We start from the raw sequence: 26,613 nt of genomic DNA, 5'->3' as shown, positions 1-26,613 counted from the left end.
TTCGGACCGGATTCCCACGAACGGGGGACACGCCCCCGGCTCCGTGACACCGCTCACGCGGTCCGGACGCGGCACCGTCACGGACATAGAGTCGGGCCATGACCTCCAGTGACAGTGACAGCGCACAGCGGCCCGCGAAGGCCCCCGCCAAGGACCCCTGGGACCTGCCCGACGTCTCCGGGCTCGTCGTCGGCGTACTCGGCGGCACCGGCCCCCAGGGCAAGGGCCTCGCCTACCGGCTCGCCAAGGCCGGGCAGAAGGTGATCATCGGCTCCCGCGCCGCCGACCGCGCGCAGGCCGCGGCCGAGGAACTCGGACACGGCGTCGAGGGCGCCGACAACGCCGAGACGGCCCGCCGCAGCGACATCGTGATCGTCGCCGTGCCCTGGGACGGCCACGGCAAGACCCTGGAATCCCTGCGCGGGGAACTGGCCGGCAAGCTCGTCGTCGACTGCGTCAACCCGCTCGGCTTCGACAAGCAGGGCGCCTACGCGCTGAAGCCCGAGGAGGGCAGCGCCGCCCAGCAGGCCGCCGCGCTGCTGCCGGACTCCCGCGTCACCGCCGCCTTCCACCACCTGTCGGCCGTACTGCTCCAGGACCCGGAGATCGACGAGATCGACACCGATGTGATGGTGCTCGGCGAGGACCGCGCCGACGTCGAGATCGTGCAGGCCCTGGCCGGGCGCATCCCGGGCATGCGGGGCATCTTCGCCGGGCGGCTGCGCAATGCCCACCAGGTGGAGTCGCTGGTCGCCAACCTGATCTCCGTCAACCGCCGCTACAAGGCGCACGCGGGGCTCCGCGTCACGGACGTATGAGGCGATGGGGGACACTGGACGCCGCAGCGGTGCCGTGACGGTGCCGCGGCGGTACGTCAGCAGTGTCCCCCGACAGGAGCCCCCGTCATGCCCCGCCTGGCCCTCTACGCCCTCGCCGTCTGCCTCCTCGCCGTCGCCGCGGCGGTCGTCTCCTTCGTGCGGGGCAGCGTGCTCATCGGCATCGTCTGGGTGCTGCTGGCGGGCCTGTCGTCCAACATGACCTGGTACTACGTGAAGCGCGGACGGGCGGCGCGCGACAGCGGGCCGGTCACGGGCTGACCGAGCAGTACTCGTTCGCCTCCCGCCAGAAGCGGAACAGGTCGTAACCGCAGTACGTGTCGACCTCGTGGATGCCCAGCGCGCCCAGCAGCGAGTCGATCACGTCGAAGAACGCCCCGTTCACCGACGGCACCCACAGCAGCGCGAACACGAACAGCAGACCGAACGGGGCGAACGGCTCCACCTGCCGCCGCACACCGTAGGACAGCCACGGCTCGATCACGCCGTACCCGTCCAGGCCCGGCACCGGCAGGAAGTTCAGGATCGCCGCCGTCACCTGCAGCAGCGCGAGGAACGCCAGCGCGAACCGGAAGTCCGCCGGTACGCCGTCCAGCGCGTCCAGCCAGAACGGCGCCGTGCACACGACCGCGAACAGCACGTTCGTCAGCGGGCCCGCCGCCGAGATCAGACTGTGCCGCCAGCGCCCCCGGATCCGGCCCCGCTCGATGAACACCGCACCGCCCGGCAGACCGATCCCGCCCATGATGACGAAGACGACCGGGAGCACGATGCTCAGCAGCGCGTGCGTGTACTTCATCGGGTTCAGCGTGAGATAGCCCTTCGCGCCGACCGATATGTCACCGCTGTGCAGGGCCGTGCGCGCGTGCGCGTACTCGTGCAGACACAGGGAGACGATCCAGGCGGCCGTCACGAACAGGAACACGGCCACGCCCGGCTGCGAGGCGAACCCGGACCAGGTGGCCCACCCGGTGACCGCCGTCACGGCGAGGATGCCCAGGAAGACCGGGCTGATCCTCCGGTCGCTGTGACGGGTGGTGGCGGTACTCATGGGGCTCCTCGGGCGGCGGGCGGCGGGGTGGCGGGTGACGGTCGGGCCCGGCGGGCGCGGACTGCCCGACGGTACCGGGCGCACCGGGAAAACGTCTCGCGCCCGCGCCCGGTTCCACGCAGGGTGGGGGGCGACACACCCCCGTCGTGGGCCCCGTGACCCGGGTGTCCGTCACCGGAGAGAATGGACCCCGTGCGCTACCGCATCCTCGGCACCACCCAGGCACTCCGTCCCGACGGCACCGCCGTCCCGGTCGGCGGGGCGCGGCTGCGTGCCCTGCTGACCGTGCTCGCCCTGCGGCCCGGACGTACGGTGCCCGTCGGGCTGCTGGTCGACGAGGTCTGGGACGGTGATCCGCCGGCCGACGCCACGGGAGCGCTCCAGGCACTGGTGGGACGGCTGCGCCGCACCCTCGGCGCCGACCGGATCGCCTCCGTCGACGGCGGCTACCGGCTCACCGCCGCGCCCGACGACATCGACCTGCACCGTTTCGAGCGGCTGACCGGCGAGGGCCTGCGCGCCCTGACCGACGGCGACCCCGCGAAGGCCGCCGCCGTCCTCGACGACGCCCTCGCCCTGTGGCGGGGCCCCGGCCTCGCCGGACTGCCCGACCGCACCGCCGAGGCGGCCCGTGTCGAGGCACGGCACCTGGACGCGCTGCGCGGCCGGCACACCGCAGCCCTCGCCCTCGGCGACGCCGAGCAGTCCCTGCCCGAACTGACGGCGCTGTGCGACGGCCACCCCCTCGACGAACCCCTCCAGGCGCTCCGGCTGCGCGCCCTGCGCGACACCGGCCGCGCCGCCGAGGCACTGGCCGCCTACGAGGACGTACGGCGGCTGCTCGCGGACCGCCTCGGCTCCGACCCCGGTGCCGAACTGCGCGCCCTGCACGCCGAGTTGCTGCGGCCCGAGCCGGCTCCCGCACCCCGGGCGGTGGCGCCGCCCGGCAACCTCCGGGCCCGGCTCACCTCGTTCGTCGGCCGGGAGGCCGACATCGAGACCATCCGCGCGGACCTCACCGCCGCCCGGCTCGTCACCCTGCTCGGACCCGGCGGGGCGGGTAAGACCCGGCTGTCCCAGGAGGCCGCCGAGACCGTACGGCAGACCGTGCCCGACGGGGTGTGGCTGGCCGAACTCGCCCCGGTCGACGACCCGGACGCCGTCACCGAGGCCGTCCTCACCGCCGTCGGCGCCCGCGAGACCGTGCTGTACGGCGCCGGCGCCGAGAGCATGCGGGCCGTCACCGACCGGCACGCCGACCCCGTGGAACGCCTCGCCGAACACTGCGGCCCGCGCCGCATGCTGCTGATCCTGGACAACTGCGAGCACGTCGTCGAGGCCGCCGCCCACCTCGTGGAGGCGCTGCTGGAACGCTGCCCCCGGCTCACCGTCCTCGCCACCAGCCGCGAACCGCTCGGTGTGCGCGGCGAGCTGCTGCGCCCGGTGGAGCCGCTGCCCGAACCGGTCGCGCTGCGCCTGTTCGCCGACCGGGGGGCCGCCGCCCGACCCGGCTTCCGCACCGACGCCGACGACGACACCGCGGCGGCCTGCGCGGAGATCTGCCGCCGCCTCGACGGACTGCCGCTCGCCATCGAACTCGCCGCCGCCCGGCTGCGGATGCTCACCCCGCGCCAGATCGCCGACCGGCTCGACGACCGCTTCCGCCTGCTCACCTCCGGCAGCCGCACCGTGCTGCCCCGGCAGCAGACCCTGCGGGCCGTCGTCGACTGGTCCTGGGACCTGCTCGACGCCGGCGAACGCGACGTACTGGGACGGCTGTCGGTGTTCGCCGGCGGCTGCGGCCTCGGCGCCGCCGAGGCCGTCTGCGGACCCGCCGCACTCGACGCGCTCGGCTCCCTCGTCGACAAGTCCCTCGTGGTGGCCGCCCCTTCGGGCGGGGACGAGATGCGCTACCGGCTCCTGGAGACCGTCGCCGAGTACGCCGGTGAACGCCTCGACGAGTCCGGCCGGCGCGCCGAGGCGGAACGGGCGCATCTGACGTACTTCCGCGAACTCGCCCGCACCACCGAGCCGTTGCTGCGCGGCCCGCGCCAGGTGGACGCGATCGCCCTGCTGGAACGGGAGTACGAGAACGTGCGCACGGCCCTGCGCCACGCCCTCGCCCTGCGCGACGAGCAGGAGGCCCTCCTCATCACCCTGTCGCTCGTCTGGTACTGGCAGATGCGCGACCTGCGCATCGAGGCCCGCAACTGGTGCTCCGAGGTGATGGCGCTCGCCCCCGACCCGTTCAGCGAACCGGTACGGCCCGCCGTACCGCTGTGGGAGCGCTGCACCGACTCCCCGCCCCCGCTGACCGGGGAACTCCTCACCGAGGCCCGGCGCGGGGTGCACCTCGCCCATCTCGCCCACATGGACACCGAGCTGGACGACTGGCAGACCCCCGAGGCACAGCACAAGCTGCGCCTCGTCGCCGCGACGTACGAACCGGGCATACCGCAGGCCTGCCGCCCGCCCGGCCTGCTCTGGGTGTTCGCCGTGATGCTCACCGGCGACATGGACCGGCTGCACCGGATCGTCGACGCGGCGATCCGCACCTGCCGGGAGAACCCCGGCTTCGAATGGGAGCTGGCCTCCAACCTGCAGCTGCGCGCCAACTTCCTCGCCAACCGCAGCGACTGGGCCGGCGACGCCCGTCGCGACGCCGACGAGGCCCTGGAGATCTACGGGCGGCTCGGCGACACCTGGGGCATCGCCGAGGCCCTCTCCGCACGCGGCGAGGCCCGCGAGATGGCCGGCGGGTACCAGGAGGCCGCCGCCGACTACGAGGCCGCGATCGAGCACGCCAGGCGGCTCGGCGCCCGCGCCCACACCTCCGTGCTCACCGCCCGGCTGGGCAACGCCCTGCTGGAGGCGGGGGAGGCCGAGCGCGGTGAGCGGCTGCTGCGCGAGGTCATCGACGACACCCGGGGCCGGCACCTCGAGGCCCTGCCCGCCGCCCGGCTCTTCCTCACCGGCTGGCTCTGCCTGACCGGCCGTACGGACGAGGCACGGCAGCATCTGCGGGAACTGCGCGAGGAGTTCCGTATCGCGCACTACGTCGTCTTCGACGCGTTCATCCTCGGCGCCGAGGGCTGGCTCGAGGTCGCCGACGGCAAGGACGACCAGGCCCTCGTCGTCCTGCGCGAGGCGATCCGGCAGGCCGGCGACCCGCTCTCCTCCGCCATGGCACCCCATATGCGCTCCGCGTACGTCACCATGGGCGCCACCGCCCTCGCCGGGGTCGACGGCGGGCGGCACGCCGCGGACGCGGCCCGCTGCCTCGGCGCCGCCGACTCCTGGCTCCCGCCCGAGCACCTCCCCCCGCGCATGGAACGCGAGGCCCGCGCACAGGCCGAGGCACGCGTCCGGACGGCGATCGGGGACACGGGGTACGAGACCGCGTACGCCGAGGGCGAAGGTCTCTCCCCGGCACAGACCCTCGCCCTCCTCGACCCGGCGTGATCAGCTCTTCGTACGGAACTTGTGGATCGCGACCGGCGCCATCACCGCCGTGATCCCCACCGACCAGGCCAGCGTCATCCACAGGTCGTGGGCGACCGGGCCGCCCACCATCAGCCCGCGTGCGGCGTCCGCCAGCGCCGACAGCGGGTTGACCTGGGTGAACGACTCCAGCCAGCCCGGCATCGACTGCGTCGGCGCGAAGATCGACGAACCGAACTGCAGCGGCATCAGCACCAGGAAGCCCATCGCCTGCACCGACTGCGCGTTCTTCATCACCACACCCAGTGTGAGGAAGATCCACATCAGGGCCGAGCCGAAGACGGCGGACAGTCCCACGGCGGCGAACAGCCCCGGCCAGTTGTTGATGTCGAAGCCCACGAGCACACCGACGACCATCAGGATCGCGGTGGCGATCAGCATCCGCACCATCTCGACCGAGATCTTCGCGAACAGCACCGAGCCGCGCCCGATGGGCAGCGAACGGAAGCGGTCCATGACCCCGGTGTTGAAGTCCTGGTTGAACCCCGTGCCCACCCCCTGGGCCATGTTCATGCCCATCATGGCCATCAGGCCGGGCACGATGTACTGCACATAGGCGTCCTGCCCGCCGCCCAGCGACTGCCCGATCGAGCCGCCGAAGACGTACACGAACAGCAGGGTGAAGACGATCGGGAACAGCACGGCGTCGAACATCGACTCCGGGTCCTGCCGGATCCACAGCAGATTGCGGCGTACGAGCGCCCCGGTGTGCCGCAGATGGGCCCGCAACGGGATGCGCGCGTCGGCGCGCGGATCGGTGGTCATGGTGGTGGCGCTCATACGGCGACGACCTCCTCGTGGGTCTCGGCGGGCACGACGTCCTGCGGGGCACTGGCACGGTGGCCGGTGAGGGACAGGAACACCTCGTCCAGGCTGGGCAGTTCGGTGGAGATGGAGCTGAGCGTGATCCCACGCGCGGTGACCGCGCCGACCACGGCCGTCAGCTGCTCGTCGCTCAGCACCGGTACGAGCACGGCACCCCGCTCGGTGTCCACGGTCGTCGTGGCGAGCCCGGTGATGCCGAGCGTGTCGAGGGCGGCCGCCAGCGGGCGCAACTGCAGCGGGTCGGCGGGGCGGACCCGCAGCGTACGGCCGCCCACCTTGGCCTTCAGCTCCTCGATGCCGCCGCTCGCGATGACCTTGCCCCGGTCCACGACGGTCAGCTCCCCGGCGAGCTGCTCGGCCTCCTCCATGTACTGGGTGGTGAGCAGGACGGTCACACCGTCGCCGACCAGCCGCTTGACCTCGTCCCACACCTCGTTGCGGGTACGGGGGTCCAGTCCCGTGGTCGGCTCGTCCAGGAACAGCACGGACGGCCGGCCGATCATCGAGGCGGCGAGGTCGAGGCGGCGCCGCATACCGCCGGAGTAGGTGGCCGCGGGGCGGCGGGCCGCGTCGGTGAGCGAGAAGCGCTCCAGGAGTTCGTCGGCGCGGGCCCTCGCCTCCTTGCGGGGCAGGTCGAGGAGGCGGCCGATCAGATACAGGTTCTCCCAGCCGGGGAGCTTCTCGTCCACGGAGGCGTACTGGCCGGTCAGGCCGATCACCCGGCGCAGCTGGCGGGGCTGGCGGATCACGTCGTAGCCGGCGACGGTGGCGTGGCCGGCGGTCGGGGTGAGCAGCGTGGACAGGATCCGTACGAGGGTCGTCTTGCCGGCGCCGTTCGGGCCGAGCACGCCCATCACGGTGCCCTGGCGTACGTCCAGGTCGACGCCGTCCAGCGCCTTGGTGTCCCCGTAGTGCTTGACGAGCCCCCGCACGCTCACCGCGCCGGCCGCGACCCCCGGGTCTTTGTCGTTTCGCGTCATGAGGGAGAGCGTGCCGATGTCTGCCGACAAAGCCCCGACATCCTGCCGACAACCTGCCTGCGCATGTGTCGGCCGGGTGTCCGGTTGCCCGGGGTGGGGGCCGGCCGGGGGGTGTTTGCGCAGCCCGGCGCCGGCGGGGTGCCGTCGCGCCCACCCGTGCCGCCCTGCGGCACGATTGCCCGCGGAGGGCGGAGGGCGGAGGGCGGAGGGCGGAGGGCGGAGGGCGGAGGGCGGACGGGCGGACGGGCGGACGGGCGGACGGGCGGAGGGCGGAGGGCGGGGTGCGGACGGGCGCCGGCCCCGTCGACGGGGGAAGATCGACGGGGCCGGCGGGTGGTGCTGCAGTGGTTCAGTGGACGGAGTGGGATTCCTCCGGGAAGGTGCCGGATACGACGTCCTCCGCGAACGCCTCCGCGGCGCCCCGCATCACCGCGCGGAGGTCCGCGTACTGCTTCACGAACTTCGGCACGCGCCCGCCCGTGAGACCCAGCATGTCGGTCCAGACCAGTACCTGCGCGTCCGTGGCGGCGCCCGCCCCGATCCCCACGGTGGGGATCTGCAACACCCGGGTCACCTCACCCGCCAGCTCCGCCGGCACCAGCTCCAGCACCACCGCGAACGCCCCCGCGTCCTGCACGGCCTTCGCGTCCCGCAGCAGCTGCTGGGCCGCCTCCTCGCCGCGCCCCTGCACCCGGTACCCCATCGCGTTCACCGACTGCGGCGTCAGCCCGATGTGGGCCATCACGGGAATTCCGGACTCCACCAGCAGCTCGATCTGCCGGTGCGACCGCTCGCCGCCCTCCAGCTTCACGGCGCCCACGCCCGCCTCCTTGACCAGCCGGGTCGCCGAGCGCAGCGCCTGCACGGGACCCTCCTGGTAGGAGCCGAACGGCAGATCGGCCACGATCAGCGCACGCGACGTACCGCGTACGACCGCCGCCGACAGCATGGTCATCTCGTCGAGGGTGACGGGCACGGTCGTCTCGTACCCGAGGTGGCAGTTGCCCGCGGAGTCGCCGACGAGCATCACCGGGATGCCGGCCTCGTCGAACACGGACGCGGTCGTCGCGTCGTACGCGGTGAGCATGGGCCACTTCTCGCCGCGCTCCTTGGCGGCGGCGATGTCGCGGACCGTGATACGGCGGGTTCCCTTGCCCCCGTACAGCGTCTTGCCGCCGCCGGAGGGACCGGACGTCGACCCGGACGCCCCGTTCTGGGCAGCCGAAAGCTGCGTCATGGAAGTCTCCCAACACGTCATCTCGAGGCGCCCTGACGGCGTCCCCGGACCACTTCCATGGTGGCACCTCACCCGAACGAGGGCCAGAGGTCCCCCTGTGAGTTCCGCCGGGCAATATCCGGGCAAGATCTGGGCAAAGCCCTTCCGATACGAGACGGTCTCGTATCGTAATTGACTAACCTGGACCGCATGACTTCTCCTGCCGTCCCTGCCCGCCGGGTCCCGGAAGCGGTGCACCGGCGCCGCTGGGCGATCCTCGGCGTGCTGATGCTGAGCCTGCTGATCGTCGTACTCGACAACTCGATCCTGAACGTCGCCATCAAGACGATCTCCACCCCCGCGCCCACCGGTCTGGGCGCCACCCAGAGCGAGCTGGAGTGGGCGATCAACGCCTACACGCTCGTCTTCGCCGGGCTGCTCTTCAGCGCGGGACTGCTCGGCGACCGGCTCGGCCGCAAGAAGGTGCTGATCGGCGGCCTCGTCGTGTTCGGCATCGGCTCGCTGCTCGCCTCGTTCTCCGGTTCGCCGGCCGAACTGATCGGCTTCCGCGCGGTGATGGGCCTGGGTGCCGCGTTCGTGATGCCGGCCACCCTGGCCGTCCTGATGAACGTCTTCGAGCGTGACGAGCAGCCCAAGGCCATCGGCATCTGGGCGGGCGGTGTGGGCCTGGCCATCGCCATCGGCCCGATCACCGGCGGAGTGCTGCTCGACCACTTCTGGTGGGGATCGGTGTTCCTGATCAACGTGCCCATCGTGGTCCTCGCCGTGGGCCTGATGCTGTGGCTGGTGCCCGACTCCCGCGACCCGAACCCGGGCCGTATCGACCCCGTCGGTGTCGTCCTGTCCGTGACCGGACTGGTCCTGCTGGTCTACGGCATCATCAAGGGCGGCCAGCTCGCCGACTTCACGGACGCGACGGTGCTCGTGACGATCGCGGCCGGTCTCGCCGTACTCGCCGCGTTCGTCGTGTTCGAGAAGCGCAGCGACCACCCCTCCATCGACATCACCTACTTCAAGAACAAGGTGTTCTCCGCCGCGATCGCCGCGATCGCGCTGGTCTTCTTCGCGCTGATGGGCGTGACGTTCTTCGCGGTGTTCTACACCCAGAGCGTGCGCGGCTACTCGCCGCTGGAGACCGGGCTGCTGATGATCCCGCTGGCCGCCGCACAGATGATCTTCGCGCCGAGGGCGCGCCTCCTGGTCGACCGCTTCGGCGACAAGGCCACCACGACCGCCGGCCTGGTGGTGCTCGCCGCGACGCTGGCCGCGTTCGCCACCCTGGACGCGGACACGCCCATCTGGATCCTGGAGGTCGTCTTCTTCCTCATGGGCGCCGGCATGGCACACGTCATGACCCCGGTCAGCGTCGTCATCATGCAGGCCCTGCCGCGCGAGAAGGCCGGTTCCGCCTCCGCCCTCAGCAACACCTTCCGGCAGGTCGGCGGCGCCCTCGGCATCGCCATCCTCGGCTCGGTGCTCTCCACCGCCTACCGCGACGGCATCGAGGACAAGCTCGGCCTGCTGCCGCCCGGCGCACGGCACGCCGCCGGCGAGTCCATCGAGGCCACGCTGGCCGTGGCGGACCGGCTGGGCCCGCGCGGAGAAGCCCTGGCCGGCGCCGCCGACGACGCGTTCCTGCACGCCATGCACGTCACCGCGCTGTGGGGAGCCGGCGTGGCGATGGTGGGCGCGATCGTCGTCGCCGTCTTCCTGCCGGGGCGTACGCCGTCGCCCGAGGGGGACAACGAGGAACAGGAGCTGGTCCCGGCGGCGGAGTGACGTCCCCCGGGCGGTGGACCGGCCCCACCGCCCACCGGGGAGAATCGTCCCCAGCCCAGCGAAAGGACCCGACGACGTGAGCCTGGCCGACACCGGTCCCCGGCAGGACGGTCCCGCGCGGGGCCGCCCCCGCAGCGAGGCGGTCGAGCGCGCCATCATCGAGGGAGTGATGAAGCTCCTGGAGGACGGCGTGCCCCTCGCGGAGCTCTCCATCGAGCGCATCGCCCGCACCGCCGGCGTCGGCAAGGCCACCATCTACCGCCGCTGGAGCGGCAAGGAACAACTCCTCGTCGACGTCATGCGCACCGCCGAACCCCCGGACCCCGAACTCCCCGGCACCTCCATGCGCGACGACCTCGTCATCCTGCTGGAGTCCCTGCGTCAAAGGGGCCTCGCCGGCCGCACCTCGGCGATCCTGCACAACGTACGCGCCCAGATGAAGAGCAGCCCCAACCTGTGGGCCGCCTACCACGACACGGTCATCCAGCCGCGCCGGCTGCTCGGCCTGGAGGTGCTGCGCCGGGGCCGGGAGAACGGCGAACTGCGCGCCGACGTCGACATCGACCTCCTCAACGACATCGTCGTGGGCCCCGTCCTCGTACGTACGGTGCTGCGGCCCGACTCCGACCTTCCGGGCGACCTCGCCGAACAGATCGTCGACACGCTGCTCCAGGGCCTACGGCCCGTCAGGGAGTAGGCCCGAAGCGCGATGTGCGCGTTTCGTCACAGAGGGCGCTTTCCCCGCTGTGGTCCGGAACTCCCCGGGCGTCCCGTCACGTCCTCGCCCCCGTACGGCCGCCGAGGGGCGGCGGGAACGGCACCGATCATCCCCTAGGGTCATACGGACACGGGGTGACGGTGTGCACGGCGGGTTGTGAGGCGAGACGGTATGGCGCAGCAGGCGTACATCACGGAGACGGACGACGGCGGTTCGGGGAGCGAGCCCCGGTCGACCCGCCTCCGGCGCCTGCGCGACCGGGTCACCAGGGGGTGGGGCGGCCGCGGCGTCTGGCGGCGCGGCATCGTCCTGGCCCTCTGCTCGGTCCTGACGGCACTGGTGATGCTGGCCCACGGGCACATCCCGAACGCGATCGGCAACCTGGGCAGTCTGGTGGACACGTTCCTGCCGTGGGTGGGTGTGCTGATTCCCTTCCTGATCGTCCTCGGACTGATCCGCAAGTCCGCCACGGCGCTGATCGCGGCGGTGCTGCCGGTGGCCGTCTGGCTGAACCTCTTCGGTGGCCTGCTCACCGACAAGACCGCCGCCACGGGCGGGGATCTCACGGTGGCGACGCACAACGTCAACGCGGACAACCCCGACCCGTCGGCGACCGCGCGTGATGTGGCGGCCTCCGGGGCGGACGTGCTGGCCCTCGAGGAGCTGAAGGCGTCGGAGGTGCCCACGTACGAGCGGGCGCTGTCGGCCACGTACAGGCACCACGCGGTGGTCGGCACGGTCGGGCTGTGGAGCAAGTATCCGCTGAGCGAGGTCAGGGCGGTCGACATCCGGCTCGGCTGGAAGCGGGCGATGCGGGCGACGGTGGCGGCGCCGACCGGGCGGGTCGCGGTGTACGTCGCTCATCTGCCGTCGGTGCGGGTGAAGCTGGAGGCGGGGTTCACGGCTCGGCAGCGGGACAAGAGCGCGGACGCGCTGGGGGAGGCGATCGCGGGGGAGCGGCTGGCGAACGTGGTGCTGCTGGGGGATCTGAACGGGACGATGAACGACCGGGCGCTGCGGGCGGTGACGTCGCAGATGCGGTCGACGCAGGGGGCTGTGGGGAGCGGGTTCGGGTTCAGCTGGCCGGCGTCGTTCCCGATGGCGCGGATCGACCAGATCATGGTGAAGGGGGCGGAGCCGGAGAGCTCCTGGACGTTGCCGGCGACGGCCAGTGACCACTTGCCGATCGCGGCGCGGGTGAGGGTTGCGGAGGACTGAGGGTTCGGCTGCCCGGGGTGGCGGCTGAGCGGGGGGATGTCGCGCGGCCCGGCGCCGGCGGGGTGCCGTCGCGCCCACCCGTGCCGCCCTGCGGCACGATTGCCCGCGGCAACGCGGGGGCGCAAGCAACGCGGGAACGTGCGGGGGCGCGGGAACGCGGGGGCGCGAGGCAACGCGGGAACGTGCGGGGACGCGGGAACGAGGGGACGCGGGACCGCGAGGCAACGACAATGCGGGGGCGCGAGGGGGCCGGGGCGGAAACGTCCCCGGCCCCCTCGGGGGTGGGTCAGGGCTGGGTGCCCTCCTGCCAGCCGTTCGTGATCGGGAGGCGGCGGTCCTTGCCGAAGCCCTTGGGGGAGATCTTCGTGCCCGGCGGGTACTGGCGGCGCTTGTATTCCGCCCGGTCGACCATGCGCAGGGTCTTGGTGACCAGCGCCGCGTCGAAGCCCGCCGCGACGATCTCGTCCGCGCCCCGGTCCCGGTCCACGTACAGGGCCAGGATCGCGTCCAGGACCGGATAGTCCGGCAGCGAGTCCGTGTCCACCTGCCCCGGCCGCAGCTCCGCGCTCGGCGGCTTGGTGATCGAGTTCTCCGGGATCGGCGGCGTCTGCCCCCGCTCGACCGCAGCCCGGTTGCGCCACTCGGCCAGCCGGAACACCGACGTCTTGTACACGTCCTTGATCGGCCCGTAGGCGCCCACGGAGTCCCCGTACAGCGTCGAGTACCCCACCGCCAGCTCCGACTTGTTGCCCGGCGCCAGCACGATGTGCCCCTCCTGGTTGGAGATCGCCATCAGCATCGTCCCCCGCAGCCGCGACTGCAGGTTCTCCTCGGCCAGCCCCGTCAGCCCCAGCGACCCCATGTACGCGTCGAACATCGGCTCGATGGGAACCGTCCGGTAGTTCAGCCCGGTCCGCCGCGCCAGCTCCGCCGCGTCACCCTTGGAGTGGTCGGAGGAGTACTTCGACGGCATCGACACGCCGTACACGTTCTCCGCGCCCACCGCGTCGCACGCGATCGCGGCGACCAGCGCCGAGTCGATCCCCCCGGACAGCCCGATCAGCACCGACCGGAACCCGTTCTTCTCCGCGTACGCCCGCAGTCCCACGACCAGCGCGGAGTACACCTCCTCGTCGTCGTCGAGCCGCGAGGCGTACCCGCCGGGCGACGACGCCTCGTACGCCGGCACGGTGTCCTCCGACAGCACGACCCGGTCGATCCGCAGCCCGTCGTCCACGACCCCCGTCGGCGCGTCCGTCCGCGCCGCCGGCAGGTCCAGGTCGACCACGACGCACGCCTCGGCGAACTGCGGCGCGCGCGCCACGACACCGCCGTCACGGTCCACGACGATCGAGTCCCCGTCGAAGACGAGTTCGTCCTGCCCGCCCATCATGGCGAGGTACGCGGTCGTGCACCCGGCCTCCTGCGCGCGCTTGCGCACCAGCTCGAGCCGGGTGTCGTCCTTGTCCCGCTCGTACGGTGAGGCGTTGACCGACAGGAGCAGCCCGGCGCCCGCCGAGCGCGCCGCGGGCACCCGCCCGCCGTCCTGCCACAGGTCCTCGCAGATGGCGAGGGCGACATCGACACCCCGCACCCGTACGACCGGCATCGTGTCGCCGGGCACGAAGTAGCGGTACTCGTCGAAGACGCCGTAGTTCGGCAGATGGTGCTTGGCGAAGGTCAGCGCCACCTCACCCCCGTACAGCACGGCGCCCGCGTTCCGCGGTGCGCCCGCGGGCTGGCCGTACTTCGGCTGGGCGGCGGCGCTGCGGTCGAGGTAGCCGACGACCACCGGCAGCTCCCCGAAGCCCTCCTCGGCGAGGCGCACGGCGAGGGCGCGCAGCCCGGCCCGCGAGGCCTCCACGAAGGACGACCGCAGGGCGAGGTCCTCGACGGGGTACCCGGTCAGCGCCATCTCGGGGAACGCCACGAGGTGCGCCCCCTGTTCGGCGGAGTGCCGGGTCCAGCGGACAATCGTTTCGGCGTTGCCGGCGAGGTCGCCGACGCGCGAGTCGATCTGATTCAGGGCGAGACGTAGTTGAGGCACGGGCCCAGTGTAATCGTCAGAGCGACACGATGTCCTGGAGCCCCGTCCCCTACGGCCTCGCCGCCGCCCCTCGCTCCTTCAGCATCCCCGCCATCAGCGCGATCTCCGACTCCTGGCCCGCCACCATGCCCCGGGACAGCCGCTTCTCGACCCCGACCTCGCAGGAACGGACACACGCCTGAGCCATGTGCACGCCGCCCTTGTGGTGGTCCGTCATCAGCTGCAGATAGAAGACCTCGGCCGGTTTCCCGCTCAGCTTCCCCAGCCGTTCCATCTCGCTGTTGGTCGCCATGCCGGGCATCAGCGCCCCGTCCTCGCCGGAGGCCGTGTCGCCCATGCCCATCCAGGTCATCGGCGGATCGGCGGACACCTTGGGCAGCTCCCACATGTCGAGCCAGCCCAGCAGCATGCCCCGCTGGTTGGCCTGCGTCTGGGCGATGTCGTAGGCGAGCCGGCGGACCTCCTCGTCGTCCGTGCGGTCGCGCACGATGTACGACATCTCGACGGCCTGCTGATGGTGCACGGCCATGTCGCGGGCGAACCCGGCGTCGGCGGAGTCCGCGGCCGGGACGGCGTCCGAGGACCCCTCGTCGCCGGCCACGGCGTAGGTGATCGCGCCGGTCGCGATCAGCGCCGTGACCACGGCGCCCGCGACCAGCCCGATCTGCCTCACTTGGAGAGTCCGTTGGTGCAGGCGGCCCCCGGCTCCGGCGTCTGCTCCCCCTGGACGAACTTCGCGAGGAACGCGTCCACGTCCGGGTCGTCCGCCCCGGTCACCGTGCGCTGGTGCCCCCACGCGGACAGCATGATCGGGTCCTTCTGCCCGTCCACGGGGCTCATCAGCGTGTACGGCGTCTTCTTCACCTTCGCCGCGAGCGCCTCGACGTCCGCCTCGCCGGCGGAGGCGTTGTACGTCACCCACACCGCGCCGTGCTCCAGCGAGTGCACGGCGTTGGCGTTGTTGAGCTCGTCGGTGTAGACGTCCCCGTTGCAGTTCATCCATACGGGGTTGTGGTCACCGCCGACCGGGGGCGTGACGGGGTAGTCCACGGCCTTGGTCACGTGGTTGCGGCCCAGTTCGCCCTTCCAGGCGCGTACACCGTCCTTGCCGGTGACGAACTCGCCCGCGTTCTTCCCGTCCGACGCCGTGCTGCCGCCGCCGTCGTCGGACTGCGACTGGACGAGCACCACGGTGCCGGCGACGAGCCCGGCGACGACCACCACACTGGCGGCGATGACGAGGATCCGGGTACGGCGCTCACGGGCCTGCTCGGCGCGCCGCATCTCCTCTATACGCGCCGAACGTGCCGCACTGCTCTTCTTGGCGGAGCCCATGGAAAGTGCCCTTCGAGGGGAGTCTGACGAACGGGTGAGCTGATCGTAATAGGAGTCGGGGGCTCAGCCCCAGAACCCCGAAGGGCGCGTGCGGAAACGCGTACGCGAAACGCACACGGAAAAACCGCACGCAGGAAAGTTGAACCCCGGATGCGTATTACCTACGCTGCCTGATATGCGGCTCCTCCGCTCCACCGACCTGGCCCTTCGCGTCCTCATGCGCCTCGCCGTGGCGGGCGACTCCACCCCCACCACACGTGAGGTCGCGGAGGTGATGGACGTGCCGTACACGCACGCCGCGAAGGTCGTCGCCGAACTCCAGCACATGGGCCTGCTCACGGCCCGCCGCGGCCGGGGCGGCGGTCTGGGCGTCACCGAGGACGGCCGTACCGCCTCCGTCGGCGCGGTGATCCGCGCCTTCGAGGGCGAGGGGGACGTCGTCGACTGCGACGGCGGCACCGCCGTGTCCCCCTGCCCGCTGCGCTCGGCCTGCCGGCTGCGCGGCGCCCTGCGCACGGCCCAGGAGGCCTTCTTCGCCTCCCTGGACCCCCTCACGGTCGAGGACATCGTCACCTCCCCCACGGGCCCCCTCCTCCTGGGCCTCACCCCGAAACAATGACCCCCGACTCGCCCCTGCCCCGAGGGCGCCGCGGGCGGAAGGGGCTGTCCGTGGGGGCCGGGTCCGCGCGCGAGCAGTCCGGGGCCGGCCCGGCCCCCCGGCTCCGGCCAGGCGTCGGGTCCGCGCGCGAGCGGGCCGGGGGTTACCGGCAGAGGCCGGTGCGGCCCGTAAGGGCGGCCGCCCGTGAGTGGCCCCGGAGTCGCCCGCCGGCGGAGGCTGGATTTCTCATGGGCGGAGGGGGCTGCCTGTAGGGGGCGGGTGCGGCCGTAGGGGCGGGTCCGCGCGGAGAGGTCCGGGGTCGCCCGCATGCGGCGCCCGGAGTCGCCGGCAGGCGGAGAGGGACCCCCTCTGCGGGTGACCTCTGCGGCCCGTAGGGGGGCGGGGCCGTCCGCGAGTGGCCCGGAATTGCCCGTAAGGGACCCCGTATCGGCGCAGGCGCCACCCGTTTCGCGCAGGCGCCACCCCTACGCGCAGGCGCCCCCGTTACGCGCTGCCGTGTGAGCGGGCAAGATGGGAGGCGAGCGGTACACCTGGCGTGTGCGCGGCGTTCAGGTCACGGCCAGTCGGCCGATCAAGGTCGGCAACGCGTATGAAACGCTGGTGTGGTGGGATGCCCGTGTGCCCGCTCGGCAGCCCGCCCGCCATCCATGGCGGGGGCGCGGACAGGCGGCCCGACCGGCAAGGATGGGGAATCGGAAGATGGACAAGCAGCAGGAGTTCGTGCTCCGGACCTTGGAGGAGCGCGACATCCGGTTCGTGCGCCTGTGGTTCACCGACGTGCTGGGCTTCCTGAAGTCCGTGGCCGTCGCCCCCGCCGAGCTGGAGCAGGCGTTCGACGAGGGGATCGGCTTCGACGGCTCCGCCATCGAGGGCTTCGCCCGGGTGTACGAGTCCGACATGATCGCCAAGCCGGACCCGTCGACGTTCCAGATCCTCCCCTGGCGCGCCGAGGCCCCCGGCACGGCCCGGATGTTCTGCGACATCCTGATGCCGGACGGCTCCCCGTCCTTCGCGGACCCGCGCTACGTCCTCAAGCGTGCCCTGGCCCGCACCTCCGACCTGGGCTTCACCTTCTACACCCACCCGGAGATCGAGTTCTTCCTGCTGAAGAACAAGCCACTGGACGGCAGCCGCCCGACCCCGGCCGACAACTCCGGCTACTTCGACCACACCCCGCAGAACGTCGGCATGGACTTCCGCCGCCAGGCGATCACCATGCTGGAGTCGATGGGCATCTCGGTGGAGTTCTCCCACCACGAGGGTGCCCCCGGCCAGCAGGAGATCGACCTCCGCTACGCGGACGCGCTCTCCACGGCGGACAACATCATGACGTTCCGCCTGGTCATGAAGCAGGTGGCCCTCGAACAGGGGGTCCAGGCGACCTTCATGCCCAAGCCCTTCTCAGAGCACCCCGGCTCCGGCATGCACACCCATCTCTCCCTCTTCGAGGGCGACCGGAACGCGTTCTACGAATCGGGCGCCGAGTACCAGCTCTCCAAGGTCGGCCGCTCCTTCATCGCGGGCCTGCTGCGGCACGCGGCGGAGATCTCCGCGGTCACCAACCAGTGGGTCAACTCGTACAAGCGCATCTGGGGCGGTACGGAGCGCACGGCCGGCGCCGGCGGCGAGGCACCGTCCTACATCTGCTGGGGCCACAACAACCGCTCGGCCCTGGTCCGCGTGCCCATGTACAAGCCCGGCAAGACCGGCTCCGCGCGCGTGGAGGTCCGCTCCATCGACTCCGGCGCCAACCCGTACCTCACCTACGCCGTCCTGCTGGCCGCCGGCCTGAAGGGCATCGAGGAGGGCTACGAGCTTCCGCCGGGCGCCGAGGACGACGTCTGGGCCCTCTCCGACGCGGAACGCCGCGCGCTCGGCATCGAGCCCCTGCCGCAGAACCTGGGCGAGGCCCTGACCCTGATGGAGCGCAGCGACCTCGTCGCCGAGACGCTCGGCGAGCACGTCTTCGACTTCTTCCTGCGCAACAAGAAGCAGGAGTGGGAGGAGTACCGCTCCGAGGTCACGGCGTTCGAGCTGCGCAAGAACCTGCCGGTGCTGTAGGCGCGGACGCGAGCGGGCCCACGGGCCGTGTGCCCGGGGGCGACGGCCGCGGGCCGCCACCGCGGGGCGAGCGCCCGGTGGGCCCGCGGCCTTGCGCGGACGCGAGCGGCCGCTGGGCTCGCCACCTCGCACAGGGTGGATCGCCGCGGTTTTGCGACCTCGCACAGGGCGGACGGCTCGTGGGCTCGCCACCTCGCTCGGGACGAGCGGCCGTGGGCTGGGCGAACGCTCGTGGGCCCGCCACCTTCACGGGGCGAACGGTCGTGGGCCCGGGGCCCCGCGCGGGGCGGACGGCCATGGGCCCGCCCCTTGCATGCGCCGAGCGGCCGTGGGTTCAAGATCCCGCGCGGTACGAGCGGCCATGGGCCCGCCACGGCGGGACGGGGCGGACGGCCGCGGCCTCGCACGGGGCGGATTGCCGCGGGCCCACGACTCCCCTGGACGTCCACCCGCCCCGGCGGACCAACGGGCGTCAGCCCATGCTCTTCGCGCCGTCCAGGGACTCCCGGATGATGTCCGCGTGGCCGGCGTGCTGAGCCGTCTCGGCGATGACATGCAGCAGCACCCTGCGGACCGACCACTGTGCGTCCGCCTCGAACCACGGGGCCTTCGGCAGCGGCCACTTCGCGTCCAGGTCGGGAAGAGCGGCGACCAGGTCCTCGGTCCGGCGGGCCACGTCGGCGTACTCGGCCAGCACACCGGCCAGCGTCTCGCCGGGCAGCATCCGGAACTCGTCGGCCCGCCGGGCCCAGTCGGCCTCGGTCATGGCGGTGAAGTCCCCCATCGACGAGGGGCCGTTCAGGATGAAGTCCACCCAGTTCCGCTCGACCGACGTGACGTGCTTGACCAGGCCGCCCAGACAGAGCTCGCTGCTCGTGGTCCGCAGCCCGGCCTGTTCGTCGGTGAGATCGCGGGTGGTGAAGCGCAGGAAGTGCCGGTGCTTGGCCAGTGTCTCCAGCAGATCGGCGCGCTCGCCGGTGACGGCCGGGGTTGCGCTCGTGTCGTCGGTGGTCAGCTCGTTCACGGTCATGGTGATACGCCTTCCGTTGTTCTGCTCCGTCGGACAAGAACCACGTTAGAAGTGATCGAGGTCAGGTCCTGTCCTAGATCCGGCGGAGACGGGGAGCGGATCGCGGCACCACGGCAAGTGGAAGTCCCCCTTCCGTAACTGCGCGGACTCTTGCAAGTCCCCGGGCGTGGCCCTACTGTCACGGCAGACCAGTAGAAAGCGCTTTCTCGTCGATGGGTCCGGCCCACCCCGCCCACCCTCATCGATGCCCCTGTCATGCCCATGACACGAACCTGAACGGCACCGGCACCAGCCCCCGACTCAGAGGACGAAAGGCGAGACGAGAATGAAACGATCAGTCGCCGTGCGGCTCTCCGCCGTACTGGCCACGGGAGCCCTCGCGGCAGCGACCGGCCTGGCCATGTCCACGACCACGGCCTCCGCCGCCACCGGCGGTGTCACCGGCTACGCGACGCAGAACGGCGGAACCACCGGCGGCGCGGGCGGCCAGACGGTCCGCGCCACCACCGGCACCGCGATCCACCAGGCCCTCTGCAACCGGGCCAGCAGCTCCACCCCGATCACCATCCAGGTCGAGGGCACGATCAACCACGGCAACACCACCAAGGTCTCGGGCGGCAGCTGCAGCACCGCGGCCGACAAGATCGAGCTCAAGCAGATCAGCAACGTCTCGATCATCGGTGTCGGCAACGGCGCCGTCTTCGACCAGCTGGGCATCCACATCCGCGAGTCCAGCAACATCATCATCCAGAACGTGACGGTGAAGAACGTCAAGAAGTCGGGCTCGCCCACGTCGAACGGCGGAGACGCCATCGGCATGGAAAGCGATGTCCGCAACGTGTGGGTCGACCACACCACCCTGGAGGCGTCCGGCGGCGAGTCCGAGGGCTACGACGGTCTGTTCGACATGAAGGACAACACCCAGTACGTCACGCTGTCCTACAGCACCCTGCGCAACTCCGGCCGCGGCGGACTCATCGGCTCCAGCGAGAGCGACACGTCCAACGGCTACGTCACCTTCCACCACAACCTGTACGAGAACCTCGACTCCCGTACGCCCCTGCTGCGCGGCGGCATCGCGCACATCTACAACAACCACTACAAGAACCTGAACGAGTCCGGGATCAACTCCCGGGCCGGTGCCCGCGCGAAGGTGGACAACAACTACTTCGAGGACTCGAAGGACGTCCTGGGCACCTTCTACACCGACCAGGCCGGCTACTGGCAGGTCAGCGGCAACATCTTCGACAACATCACCTGGTCCTCGCGGTCGGGCGACAACCAGCCCGCCGGCCCGAACCCGACGTCGAACACCTCGGTGAGCATCCCCTACTCCTACAGCCTCGACGCGGCCAACTGCGTGCCGAGCGTGGTGAGCCAGACGGCGGGCGCCAACAAGGGCCTGAAGGTCTCGGACGGCAGCTGCACCCCGCAGAACCCGGACCCGACCGACCCCGACCCCACGGACCCGGACCCGACCGACCCCGACCCCACCGACCCGCCCACCGGCACCAACCTCAGCATCGGCGCGGGCGCGGACGGCTCCTCCAAGGCCTCCGGGACGAGCTACGGCAACGTCGTCGACGGCAGCACGAGCACCTACTGGTCGCCCTCCGGCTCGACCGGGTCCGTCTCGGTGAAGTGGGGCTCCGCCACCACGGTCTCCAAGATCAACATCCGGCTCGCCTCGGGCTCCGGGACCATCGGCTCGTACCGTGTCCTGAACCACGACACGGGCGCCGTCCTGGCCTCCGGCAGCGGGTCGGGCGCCATCGGCTTCTCGGCGACCTCCCTGAAGAAGATCACCTTTGAGATCACCGGCGCCTCGGGCACCCCGAGGATCGCCGAGTTCGAGACGTACGCGAGCTGACCGCGAGCCGGGGGCCGTTCTGACGACGGCCCCCGGCCTGCGCGGCCGACGGAGGCGCACCATAGCCGTGGTACACGTCCTGTACCATGGCGGTATGGCTCTGAAGCGCACCAACGTCTACGCGGAAGACAGTGATCTGCTCCTGATCAAGGAGGCGGCTGCCCGTCTGGGGGTCCCGGAGGCGGAGATAATCCGCGAGGGCATCCACCGCATCGCCTTGGCACATCGTGTGTGGGACGAGCCGTTCGTCTCCGACGAGGAGACGTTCGACCTCGGCGGTCCCGTGGACAAGGAAGAGATCCGGACGGCGGTGACGCGGGGGCACGCGGAGCGGGAGCGCCGGAACCGGGGCGACGCCGCGTGATCGCCATTGCCGACACCTCCGGCATTCTCACCCTCTTCAACCGGTCCGACCCCGATCATCACGCGGCCAGGAAGGCTGCGGACCAGTGCGGCTTTCTCGTCGCCAGCCCGCTCGCCCTGACCGAGGTGCACCAGGTGGCGACCAGCCGTGCCGGGCGCGGGACGGCTGACGCACTCGTCCGTTCCCTCACCGAACGCGTACGGCAGATGCGGCTGATCCTGGCCCCGCCGACGCCGGAGATCATGGACGCCGCGCTGGCCGTCCGGGCACGCTACGCGTCACTGGACCTGGATCTGGTGGACGCGGTCAACGTCGCTCTCGCCGCCGAGTACGGCACCGACGCCATCCTCACCAAGGACCTACGAGACTTCCGGGCGCTGCGGCCGACGGGCGGCAAGTTCTCCTGCTTCCGGATCCTTCCCGACGATCTCTGACCGGCGACGCCGGGGGCTACGCCCCCGCCGCGTCCCCCAGCACCTTGTGCAGCGGCTCCTTCGCGCGGCGCCGGTACTCCTGGACCGCCCAGCCGTTGCCGTCCGGGTCGGTGAAGTACATGAAGGTGGCGCCGTCGGACTCGGCGTAGCGCACCGGTTCGGAGACCTCCAGGCCCCGCGCGGTCAGCTCCGCGTGGGCCGCCTCGATGTCGGCGACACAGAGCTGCAGCCCCTGGTAGGAGCCGGGAGCGGGAGTGTTCGCCGGGCTCAGCTTCCAGATGCCGTCGCCCAGGGCGATCGAACAGCCCGAGCCGGGCGGCGTCAGCTGCACGATGCGCAGACCCGGCATGACCTCCTGGTCGATGTCGACGTGGAAGCCGACCTTGTCACGGTAGAAGTCCCTGGCCCGGTCGATGTCGCTCACGGGCAGCGGGATCACTTCGAGGGTCATGTCCACGGAAAGCGGCTCCTTGGTCGGCAGCCGTACGCGTCGCGCGCACGGCTCCCCCTCACCGAAGCCGAAAACAGCCCCCGCCGCCACCGAAAACACGCCACCGTGCCCCCGGCACCCGCCCCGGGCCACCCCAGCGCCGTACGCACCCACTGCGGATAGGCTCGAGCCGTACGACCCAGAGTCCGAGGCACGAGGTACGAGGAGGCCGGGGATGACGTCGGCGCCGGGGCGCAGGAGCAGTATCTTCACGCGGCTGCTGCGGCACGGCTTCACCGATCCCTCCGCCGCCGAGCGGCTGCTCGACAGCCCCGAACTGGCGGCCGTGCGCGACGACCCCGTCCTGCTGGACGCCCTCGGCAGGGCCGCCGACCCCGATCTCGCGCTGCTCGGCCTCGTACGGCTGCTGGAGGCGCAGGACGGGCACACCGCCCGCCAGGAACTGCTGGACACGCTGATAGCGGCCAAGCCGCTGCGGGACCGGCTGCTCGGGGTGCTCGGCGCGTCCGCCGCGCTCGCCGACCACCTCGCCCGGCACCCGACCGACTGGCAGGCCCTCGTCACCTACGAGCCGCGCGACCTGCACCCGGGCGTCGAGGAGTTCGAGCGGGGCCTCGCCGAGGCCGACGACCCGGTCTCGCTGCGCGTCGCCTACCGCCGCTGTCTGCTGTCCATCGCCGCCCGCGACGTCTGCGGCACCATCGAGATCGCCCAGACCGCCGCCGAACTCGCCGACCTCGCCACCGCCACCCTGCGCGCCGCCCTCGCCCTCGCCGCGACCGCCGCCCCCGAGGACGCCGCCCTGTGCCGGCTCGCGGTGATCGCGATGGGCAAGTGCGGCGGCCACGAACTGAACTACGTCTCCGACGTCGACGTCATCTTCGTCGGCGAGGCCGTGAACGGCGCCGACGAGGACAAGGCACTGCGCGCCGCGACCCGGCTCGCCTCGCACCTGATGCGGATCTGCTCCGAGACCACCGTCGAGGGTTCCATCTGGCCCGTCGACGCCAACCTGCGCCCCGAGGGCCGCAACGGGCCCCTGGTGCGCACCCTCGCCTCCCACCTCGCCTACTACCAGCGCTGGGCCAAGACCTGGGAGTTCCAGGCGCTGCTCAAGGCCCGCCCGGTCGCCGGCGACCTCACGCTCGGCGCGGAGTACGTCGCCGCGCTCCAGCCGCTCGTATGGGGGGCCGCCGAGCGGGAGAACTTCGTCGCCGACGTGCAGAAGATGCGCCGCCGGGTGGTGGAGACCATCCCCGCCACCGAGATCGACCGCCAGCTGAAGCTCGGCCCCGGCGGCCTGCGGGACGTCGAGTTCGCGGTGCAACTGCTCCAGCTGGTGCACGGCCGCGCCGACGCCTCCCTGCGCAGCGGCACCACCCTCGACGCGCTGAAGGCGCTCGCCGCCGGCGGCTACGTCGGCCGGGTGGACGCCGCCCAGCTCGACGACGCCTACCGCTTCCTGCGCTCCATGGAGCACCGCATCCAGCTCTACCGGCTGCGCCGCACCCACCTCGTCCCCGAGGACGAGACCGACCTGCGCCGCCTCGCCCGCTCCCTCGAACTGCGCACCGACCCGGTCGCCACCCTGACCCGCGAGTGGAAACGGCACGCCTCCGTCGTACGGCGGCTGCACGAGAAGCTGTTCTACCGGCCGCTCCTCGACGCCGTGGCCGCGCTCGCCACCGGCGAGGCCCGGCTCAGCGCCGAGGCCGCCCGCGAACGCATGGTCGCCCTCGGCTACGCAGACCCGGCCGCCGCCCTGCGCCATCTGGAGGCGCTGGCGTCCGGAGTCACCCGCAAGGCCGCCATCCAGCGCACCCTGCTGCCCGTGCTGCTCGGCTGGTTCGCGGACTCCGCCGACCCGGACGCGGGCCTGCTCAACTTCCGCAAGGTGTCCGACGCGCTCGGCAAGACCCCCTGGTATCTGCGGCTGCTGCGCGACGAGGGCGCCGCCGCCGAGAACCTGGCCCGGGTGCTCTCCGCCGGCCGGCTCGCCCCCGACCTGCTGATGCGCGCCCCCGAGGCGGTGGCGCTGCTCGGCGACGGCGACGGCGGACTCCGGCCGCGCAGCCGCGCCGCCCTGGAGCAGGAGATGCTCGCCGCCGTCCGCCGCGCCGACAACGCGGTCCAGGGCGTCACCGCCGCCCGCGGTGTGCGCCGCCGCGAACTGTTCCGTACGTCGGCGGCCGACATCGTCGGCTCCTACGGCACCGAGTCCCAGCCCGCCGAGGCCGACCAGGGCGCCCTGGTGGACCTGGTCGGCGGCGCGGTCTCCGACCTGACCGCCGCCACCCTCGCCGGCACACTGCGCGCGGTGGTGCGGGAGGGCTGGGGGGACACGCTGCCCACCCGGTTCGCCGTCATCGGCATGGGCCGCTTCGGCGGGCACGAGCTGGGCTACGGCTCCGACGCGGACGTCCTCTTCGTCCACGAACCGCGCGACGGCGTGGACGAACGGGAGGCCGCCGAGGCGGCGAACAAGGTGGTCTCGGAGATGCGCCGCCTGCTCCAGATCCCCAGCGCCGACCCGCCCCTGCTGATCGACGCCGACCTGCGCCCGGAGGGCAAGTCCGGCCCGCTGGTCCGCACCCTCAAGTCGTACGAGGCGTACTACCGGCGCTGGTCCCTGGTGTGGGAGCGGCACGCGCTGCTGCGCGCCGAGCATGTCGCCGGGGACGAGGAGCTGGGGCGCCGCTTCACCGAGCTGGTCGACCCGCTGCGCTATCCGGCGAACGGCCTCGACGACGAGGCCGCGCGGGAGATCCGGCGGCTGAAGGCGCGTATGGAGTCCGAGCGGCTGCCGCGGGGGGCCGATCCCAAACTGCACGCCAAGCTGGGGCCGGGCGGGCTGTCCGATGTGGAGTGGACCGTGCAGCTGACGCAGCTGCGGCATGCCGCCCGGGAGCCGGGGCTGCGGACCACGCGGACGCGTGAGGCGTTGTCGGCGGCCTGTGCGGCGGGGCTGATCTCCTCGGACGATGCCGCGATTCTGGACGAGGCGTGGGTGCTTGCGACTCGGGTGCGTAACGCGGTGATGCTGGTCAGGGGGCGGGCGGGGGACACGTTTCCGACGGCGCCTCGGGAGCTCGGGGCCGTGGGGCGGTATCTGGGGTACGGGCCCGGGCATGCGGGGGACATGCTCGACGCGTATCGGCGTACGGCGCGGCGGGCTCGGGGTGTGGTGGAGGAGTTGTTCTACGGCGGGGCGTGAGGTGTGGTTCCGGGTCACTGTGCGGGGTTTTCGCCCCCGCCGCCCCTTCCCGTCCCGTCCCCGGGGGCGCTGCCCCCGGACCCCCGCTCCTCAAACGCCGGAGGGGCTGGATGGTGCACCGGAAGGGCTGGATGGTGCGCCGGAAGGGCTGATCTCGCCGGGTTTCGGGATGTGTTTCGGCAGAGTGTGCGGCCAGTGGCCGTACCAGAGGAGGGCGATGCCGTAGCCGACCGACAGGCAGATCAGGCCGCCCACCGCGTCCAGCCAGAAGTGGTTGGCCGTGGCCACGATGACCACCAGGGTCGCCGCCGGGTAGAGCAGTCCCAGGACCCGGGCCCAGGGGACCGAGGCCAGCGCGAAAATGGTCAGTCCGCACCACATCGACCAGCCGATGTGCATCGACGGCATCGCCGCGTACTGGTTCGACATGTGCTTCAGATCGCCGGACGCCATCGACCCCCACGTCTGGTGGACCAGGACGGTGTCGACGAAGTCCTGCCCGCGCATCAGCCGGGGCGGGGCGAGCGGATACAGGTAGTAGCCGGCCAGGGCGATGCCCGTGGTGCTGAACAGGACCAGCCGGGACGCCGCGTAGCGGCCGGGATGACTACGGTAGAGCCACACGAGGACACTCAGCGTCACCACGAAGTGCAGGGTGGCGTAGTAGTAGTTCATGCCGACGACGAGCCAAGTCACCCCGTTCACGGCATGGTTGACGGACTCCTCGAAGGCGAGCCCGAGTTGCCCCTCGAGACGCCAGATCCAGTCGGCGTTGCGCAGCGCCTCCGCCCGCTGTTCGGGCACGGCGTTGCGTACGAGGGAGTACGTCCAGTAACTCACCCCGATCAGCAGGATCTCGAACCACAGCCGGGGCCGGCGGGGAGTGCGCAGACGGCGCATGCGACCCGGCCCCGTCCGCTCCGCGACGGGGTTCGCTGCGGCCTGTTCGCGGCCTTCCAGCGTTGTCACGGTCGTGTCACCCATAGGCACAGAGTCTGCCAGAAAAGACCCACCCCCCAGATCATCCCCCGGTGGGGCCCGGC

At 71.8% G+C, this 26,613-nt stretch carries 22 protein-coding genes; 12 read left to right on the top strand and 10 right to left on the bottom strand.

The annotated features are described in order from the left end of the window. The first annotated feature begins 98 nt into the window (after window positions 1-98). Both npdG and IF28_RS0120555 read left to right on the top strand, forming a co-directional pair. Window positions 99-818: an NADPH-dependent F420 reductase gene (npdG, locus tag IF28_RS0120560; RefSeq protein ID WP_030222394.1), complete on the top strand. Its 720-nt coding sequence runs from the start codon at window positions 99-101 to the stop codon at window positions 816-818. An 87-nt stretch (window positions 819-905) separates the two neighbouring features. Further along, complete coding sequence (locus IF28_RS0120555) at window positions 906-1,097, top strand: hypothetical protein (protein WP_030222391.1); 192 nt, start codon at window positions 906-908, stop codon at window positions 1,095-1,097. Here IF28_RS0120555 and IF28_RS0120550 read toward each other — a convergent pair. Next, window positions 1,087-1,887 carry a site-2 protease family protein gene (locus tag IF28_RS0120550; protein ID WP_030222390.1) on the bottom strand — a complete coding sequence of 267 codons (801 nt, stop codon included), beginning with the start codon at window positions 1,885-1,887 and terminating at the stop codon, window positions 1,087-1,089. The genes IF28_RS0120555 and IF28_RS0120550 overlap by 11 nt on opposite strands. Window positions 1,888-2,070: 183 nt before the next feature. Here IF28_RS0120550 and IF28_RS0120545 point away from each other — a divergent pair, with 183 nt between their 5' ends. Beyond that, the gene (locus IF28_RS0120545) at window positions 2,071-5,349 is read left to right on the top strand and encodes a BTAD domain-containing putative transcriptional regulator (protein ID WP_030222389.1); all 3,279 of its coding nucleotides are present in this window, start codon (window positions 2,071-2,073) and stop codon (window positions 5,347-5,349) included. Here the strand turns inward: IF28_RS0120545 and IF28_RS0120540 are convergent, their stop codons facing one another. From IF28_RS0120540 to panB, 3 genes are all read right to left on the bottom strand, one after another. Continuing rightward, entirely contained in the window at window positions 5,350-6,168 is an 819-nt protein-coding gene (locus IF28_RS0120540; RefSeq protein WP_030222384.1) for an ABC transporter permease, read from the bottom strand. It abuts the gene before it with no gap. Further along, on the bottom strand, window positions 6,165-7,193 hold the full coding sequence (locus tag IF28_RS0120535) for an ATP-binding cassette domain-containing protein (RefSeq protein ID WP_030222380.1): 1,029 nt from the start codon (window positions 7,191-7,193) through the stop codon (window positions 6,165-6,167). The genes IF28_RS0120540 and IF28_RS0120535 overlap by 4 nt, the downstream gene beginning before the upstream one ends. A gap of 349 nt (window positions 7,194-7,542) precedes the next feature. Further along, the gene (panB, locus tag IF28_RS0120530) at window positions 7,543-8,430 is read right to left on the bottom strand and encodes a 3-methyl-2-oxobutanoate hydroxymethyltransferase (RefSeq protein WP_030222378.1); all 888 of its coding nucleotides are present in this window, start codon (window positions 8,428-8,430) and stop codon (window positions 7,543-7,545) included. Window positions 8,431-8,619: 189 nt separating this feature from the next. Here panB and IF28_RS0120525 point away from each other — a divergent pair, with 189 nt between their 5' ends. The 3 genes from IF28_RS0120525 to IF28_RS0120515 all read left to right on the top strand — a co-directional run bounded on the left by IF28_RS0120525 (window position 8,620) and on the right by IF28_RS0120515 (window position 12,145). Then, window positions 8,620-10,209 carry an MFS transporter gene (locus tag IF28_RS0120525; protein ID WP_030222376.1) on the top strand — a complete coding sequence of 530 codons (1,590 nt, stop codon included), beginning with the start codon at window positions 8,620-8,622 and terminating at the stop codon, window positions 10,207-10,209. Window positions 10,210-10,285: 76 nt separating this feature from the next. Further along, window positions 10,286-10,906, top strand: a complete 621-nt coding sequence (locus IF28_RS0120520) for a TetR/AcrR family transcriptional regulator (protein WP_030222373.1) — start codon at window positions 10,286-10,288, stop codon at window positions 10,904-10,906. Window positions 10,907-11,098: 192 nt separating this feature from the next. Continuing rightward, window positions 11,099-12,145: an endonuclease/exonuclease/phosphatase family protein gene (locus tag IF28_RS0120515; RefSeq protein WP_030222370.1), complete on the top strand. Its 1,047-nt coding sequence runs from the start codon at window positions 11,099-11,101 to the stop codon at window positions 12,143-12,145. Between the two features lie 286 nt (window positions 12,146-12,431). Here the strand turns inward: IF28_RS0120515 and IF28_RS0120510 are convergent, their stop codons facing one another. From IF28_RS0120510 to IF28_RS0120500, 3 genes are read right to left on the bottom strand one after another with little or no spacing between them, the layout of a single operon-like run. Beyond that, window positions 12,432-14,192 (bottom strand): NAD+ synthase, encoded by a 1,761-nt coding sequence (locus IF28_RS0120510; RefSeq protein WP_030222367.1) that lies wholly within the window; start codon window positions 14,190-14,192, stop codon window positions 12,432-12,434. Between the two features lie 49 nt (window positions 14,193-14,241). After that, window positions 14,242-14,865 carry a DUF305 domain-containing protein gene (locus IF28_RS0120505; protein WP_030222364.1) on the bottom strand — a complete coding sequence of 208 codons (624 nt, stop codon included), beginning with the start codon at window positions 14,863-14,865 and terminating at the stop codon, window positions 14,242-14,244. Then, entirely contained in the window at window positions 14,862-15,527 is a 666-nt protein-coding gene (locus IF28_RS0120500) for a DUF3105 domain-containing protein (protein WP_030222362.1), read from the bottom strand. Before IF28_RS0120500 ends, IF28_RS0120505 begins: the two co-directional genes overlap by 4 nt. Window positions 15,528-15,702: 175 nt before the next feature. Here IF28_RS0120500 and IF28_RS0120495 point away from each other — a divergent pair, with 175 nt between their 5' ends. Together IF28_RS0120495 and glnA are read left to right on the top strand one after the other, a co-directional pair. After that, window positions 15,703-16,146, top strand: a complete 444-nt coding sequence (locus tag IF28_RS0120495) for an Rrf2 family transcriptional regulator (protein ID WP_030222360.1) — start codon at window positions 15,703-15,705, stop codon at window positions 16,144-16,146. Between the two features lie 699 nt (window positions 16,147-16,845). Beyond that, complete coding sequence (gene glnA, locus IF28_RS0120490) at window positions 16,846-18,207, top strand: type I glutamate--ammonia ligase (protein WP_030222356.1); 1,362 nt, start codon at window positions 16,846-16,848, stop codon at window positions 18,205-18,207. A 472-nt stretch (window positions 18,208-18,679) separates the two neighbouring features. On the opposite strand, the gene IF28_RS0120485 is transcribed toward glnA, so the two are convergent. Continuing rightward, window positions 18,680-19,237: a DinB family protein gene (locus IF28_RS0120485; protein WP_030222354.1), complete on the bottom strand. Its 558-nt coding sequence runs from the start codon at window positions 19,235-19,237 to the stop codon at window positions 18,680-18,682. A 325-nt stretch (window positions 19,238-19,562) separates the two neighbouring features. On the opposite strand from IF28_RS0120485, the gene IF28_RS0120480 reads away from it, so the two are divergent. The 3 genes from IF28_RS0120480 (at window position 19,563) to IF28_RS0120470 (ending at window position 21,905) form a co-directional block, all read left to right on the top strand. After that, complete coding sequence (locus IF28_RS0120480; protein ID WP_030222351.1) at window positions 19,563-21,107, top strand: pectate lyase family protein; 1,545 nt, start codon at window positions 19,563-19,565, stop codon at window positions 21,105-21,107. Between the two features lie 94 nt (window positions 21,108-21,201). Further along, a complete protein-coding gene (locus IF28_RS0120475) occupies window positions 21,202-21,471 on the top strand; it encodes a hypothetical protein (RefSeq protein ID WP_030222348.1) in 270 nt (89 codons plus the stop codon). Beyond that, window positions 21,468-21,905: a type II toxin-antitoxin system VapC family toxin gene (locus IF28_RS0120470; RefSeq protein ID WP_030222345.1), complete on the top strand. Its 438-nt coding sequence runs from the start codon at window positions 21,468-21,470 to the stop codon at window positions 21,903-21,905. Before IF28_RS0120475 ends, IF28_RS0120470 begins: the two co-directional genes overlap by 4 nt. Window positions 21,906-21,921: 16 nt before the next feature. Here IF28_RS0120470 and IF28_RS0120465 read toward each other — a convergent pair whose 3' ends face one another. Then, window positions 21,922-22,362 (bottom strand): VOC family protein, encoded by a 441-nt coding sequence (locus tag IF28_RS0120465; RefSeq protein ID WP_030222342.1) that lies wholly within the window; start codon window positions 22,360-22,362, stop codon window positions 21,922-21,924. A 208-nt stretch (window positions 22,363-22,570) separates the two neighbouring features. On the opposite strand from IF28_RS0120465, the gene IF28_RS0120460 reads away from it, so the two are divergent. After that, window positions 22,571-25,570: a bifunctional [glutamine synthetase] adenylyltransferase/[glutamine synthetase]-adenylyl-L-tyrosine phosphorylase gene (locus tag IF28_RS0120460; protein ID WP_030222338.1), complete on the top strand. Its 3,000-nt coding sequence runs from the start codon at window positions 22,571-22,573 to the stop codon at window positions 25,568-25,570. Between the two features lie 90 nt (window positions 25,571-25,660). On the opposite strand, the gene IF28_RS0120455 is transcribed toward IF28_RS0120460, so the two are convergent. Further along, window positions 25,661-26,554: a phosphatase PAP2 family protein gene (locus IF28_RS0120455; protein ID WP_037893650.1), complete on the bottom strand. Its 894-nt coding sequence runs from the start codon at window positions 26,552-26,554 to the stop codon at window positions 25,661-25,663. Window positions 26,555-26,613: the final 59 nt, after the last annotated feature.

Source organism: Streptomyces sp. NRRL WC-3626 (assembly GCF_000718785.1).
GTDB lineage: Bacteria > Actinomycetota > Actinomycetes > Streptomycetales > Streptomycetaceae > Streptomyces > Streptomyces edwardsiae.
This window is presented reverse-complemented; position numbering and strand designations above follow the sequence as displayed.

Bases quoted from the DNA above. Each gene is read 5' to 3' on its own strand.
- IF28_RS0120540 (WP_030222384.1), bottom strand. From the start codon at position 6,168: ATGAGCGCCACCACCATGACCACCGATCCGCGCGCCGACGCGCGCATC.
- IF28_RS0120480 (WP_030222351.1), top strand. From the start codon at position 19,563: ATGAAACGATCAGTCGCCGTGCGGCTCTCCGCCGTACTGGCCACGGGA.
- IF28_RS0120525 (WP_030222376.1), top strand. From the start codon at position 8,620: ATGACTTCTCCTGCCGTCCCTGCCCGCCGGGTCCCGGAAGCGGTGCAC.
- IF28_RS0120555 (WP_030222391.1), top strand. From the start codon at position 906: ATGCCCCGCCTGGCCCTCTACGCCCTCGCCGTCTGCCTCCTCGCCGTC.
- IF28_RS0120495 (WP_030222360.1), top strand. From the start codon at position 15,703: ATGCGGCTCCTCCGCTCCACCGACCTGGCCCTTCGCGTCCTCATGCGC.
- IF28_RS0120500 (WP_030222362.1), bottom strand. From the start codon at position 15,527: ATGGGCTCCGCCAAGAAGAGCAGTGCGGCACGTTCGGCGCGTATAGAG.
- IF28_RS0120460 (WP_030222338.1), top strand. From the start codon at position 22,571: ATGACGTCGGCGCCGGGGCGCAGGAGCAGTATCTTCACGCGGCTGCTG.
- IF28_RS0120475 (WP_030222348.1), top strand. From the start codon at position 21,202: ATGGCTCTGAAGCGCACCAACGTCTACGCGGAAGACAGTGATCTGCTC.
- IF28_RS0120535 (WP_030222380.1), bottom strand. From the start codon at position 7,193: ATGACGCGAAACGACAAAGACCCGGGGGTCGCGGCCGGCGCGGTGAGC.
- IF28_RS0120545 (WP_030222389.1), top strand. From the start codon at position 2,071: ATGGACCCCGTGCGCTACCGCATCCTCGGCACCACCCAGGCACTCCGT.
- panB (WP_030222378.1), bottom strand. From the start codon at position 8,430: ATGACGCAGCTTTCGGCTGCCCAGAACGGGGCGTCCGGGTCGACGTCC.
- npdG (WP_030222394.1), top strand. From the start codon at position 99: ATGACCTCCAGTGACAGTGACAGCGCACAGCGGCCCGCGAAGGCCCCC.
- IF28_RS0120485 (WP_030222354.1), bottom strand. From the start codon at position 19,237: ATGACCGTGAACGAGCTGACCACCGACGACACGAGCGCAACCCCGGCC.
- IF28_RS0120550 (WP_030222390.1), bottom strand. From the start codon at position 1,887: ATGAGTACCGCCACCACCCGTCACAGCGACCGGAGGATCAGCCCGGTC.
- glnA (WP_030222356.1), top strand. From the start codon at position 16,846: ATGGACAAGCAGCAGGAGTTCGTGCTCCGGACCTTGGAGGAGCGCGAC.
- IF28_RS0120515 (WP_030222370.1), top strand. From the start codon at position 11,099: ATGGCGCAGCAGGCGTACATCACGGAGACGGACGACGGCGGTTCGGGG.
- IF28_RS0120455 (WP_037893650.1), bottom strand. From the start codon at position 26,554: ATGGGTGACACGACCGTGACAACGCTGGAAGGCCGCGAACAGGCCGCA.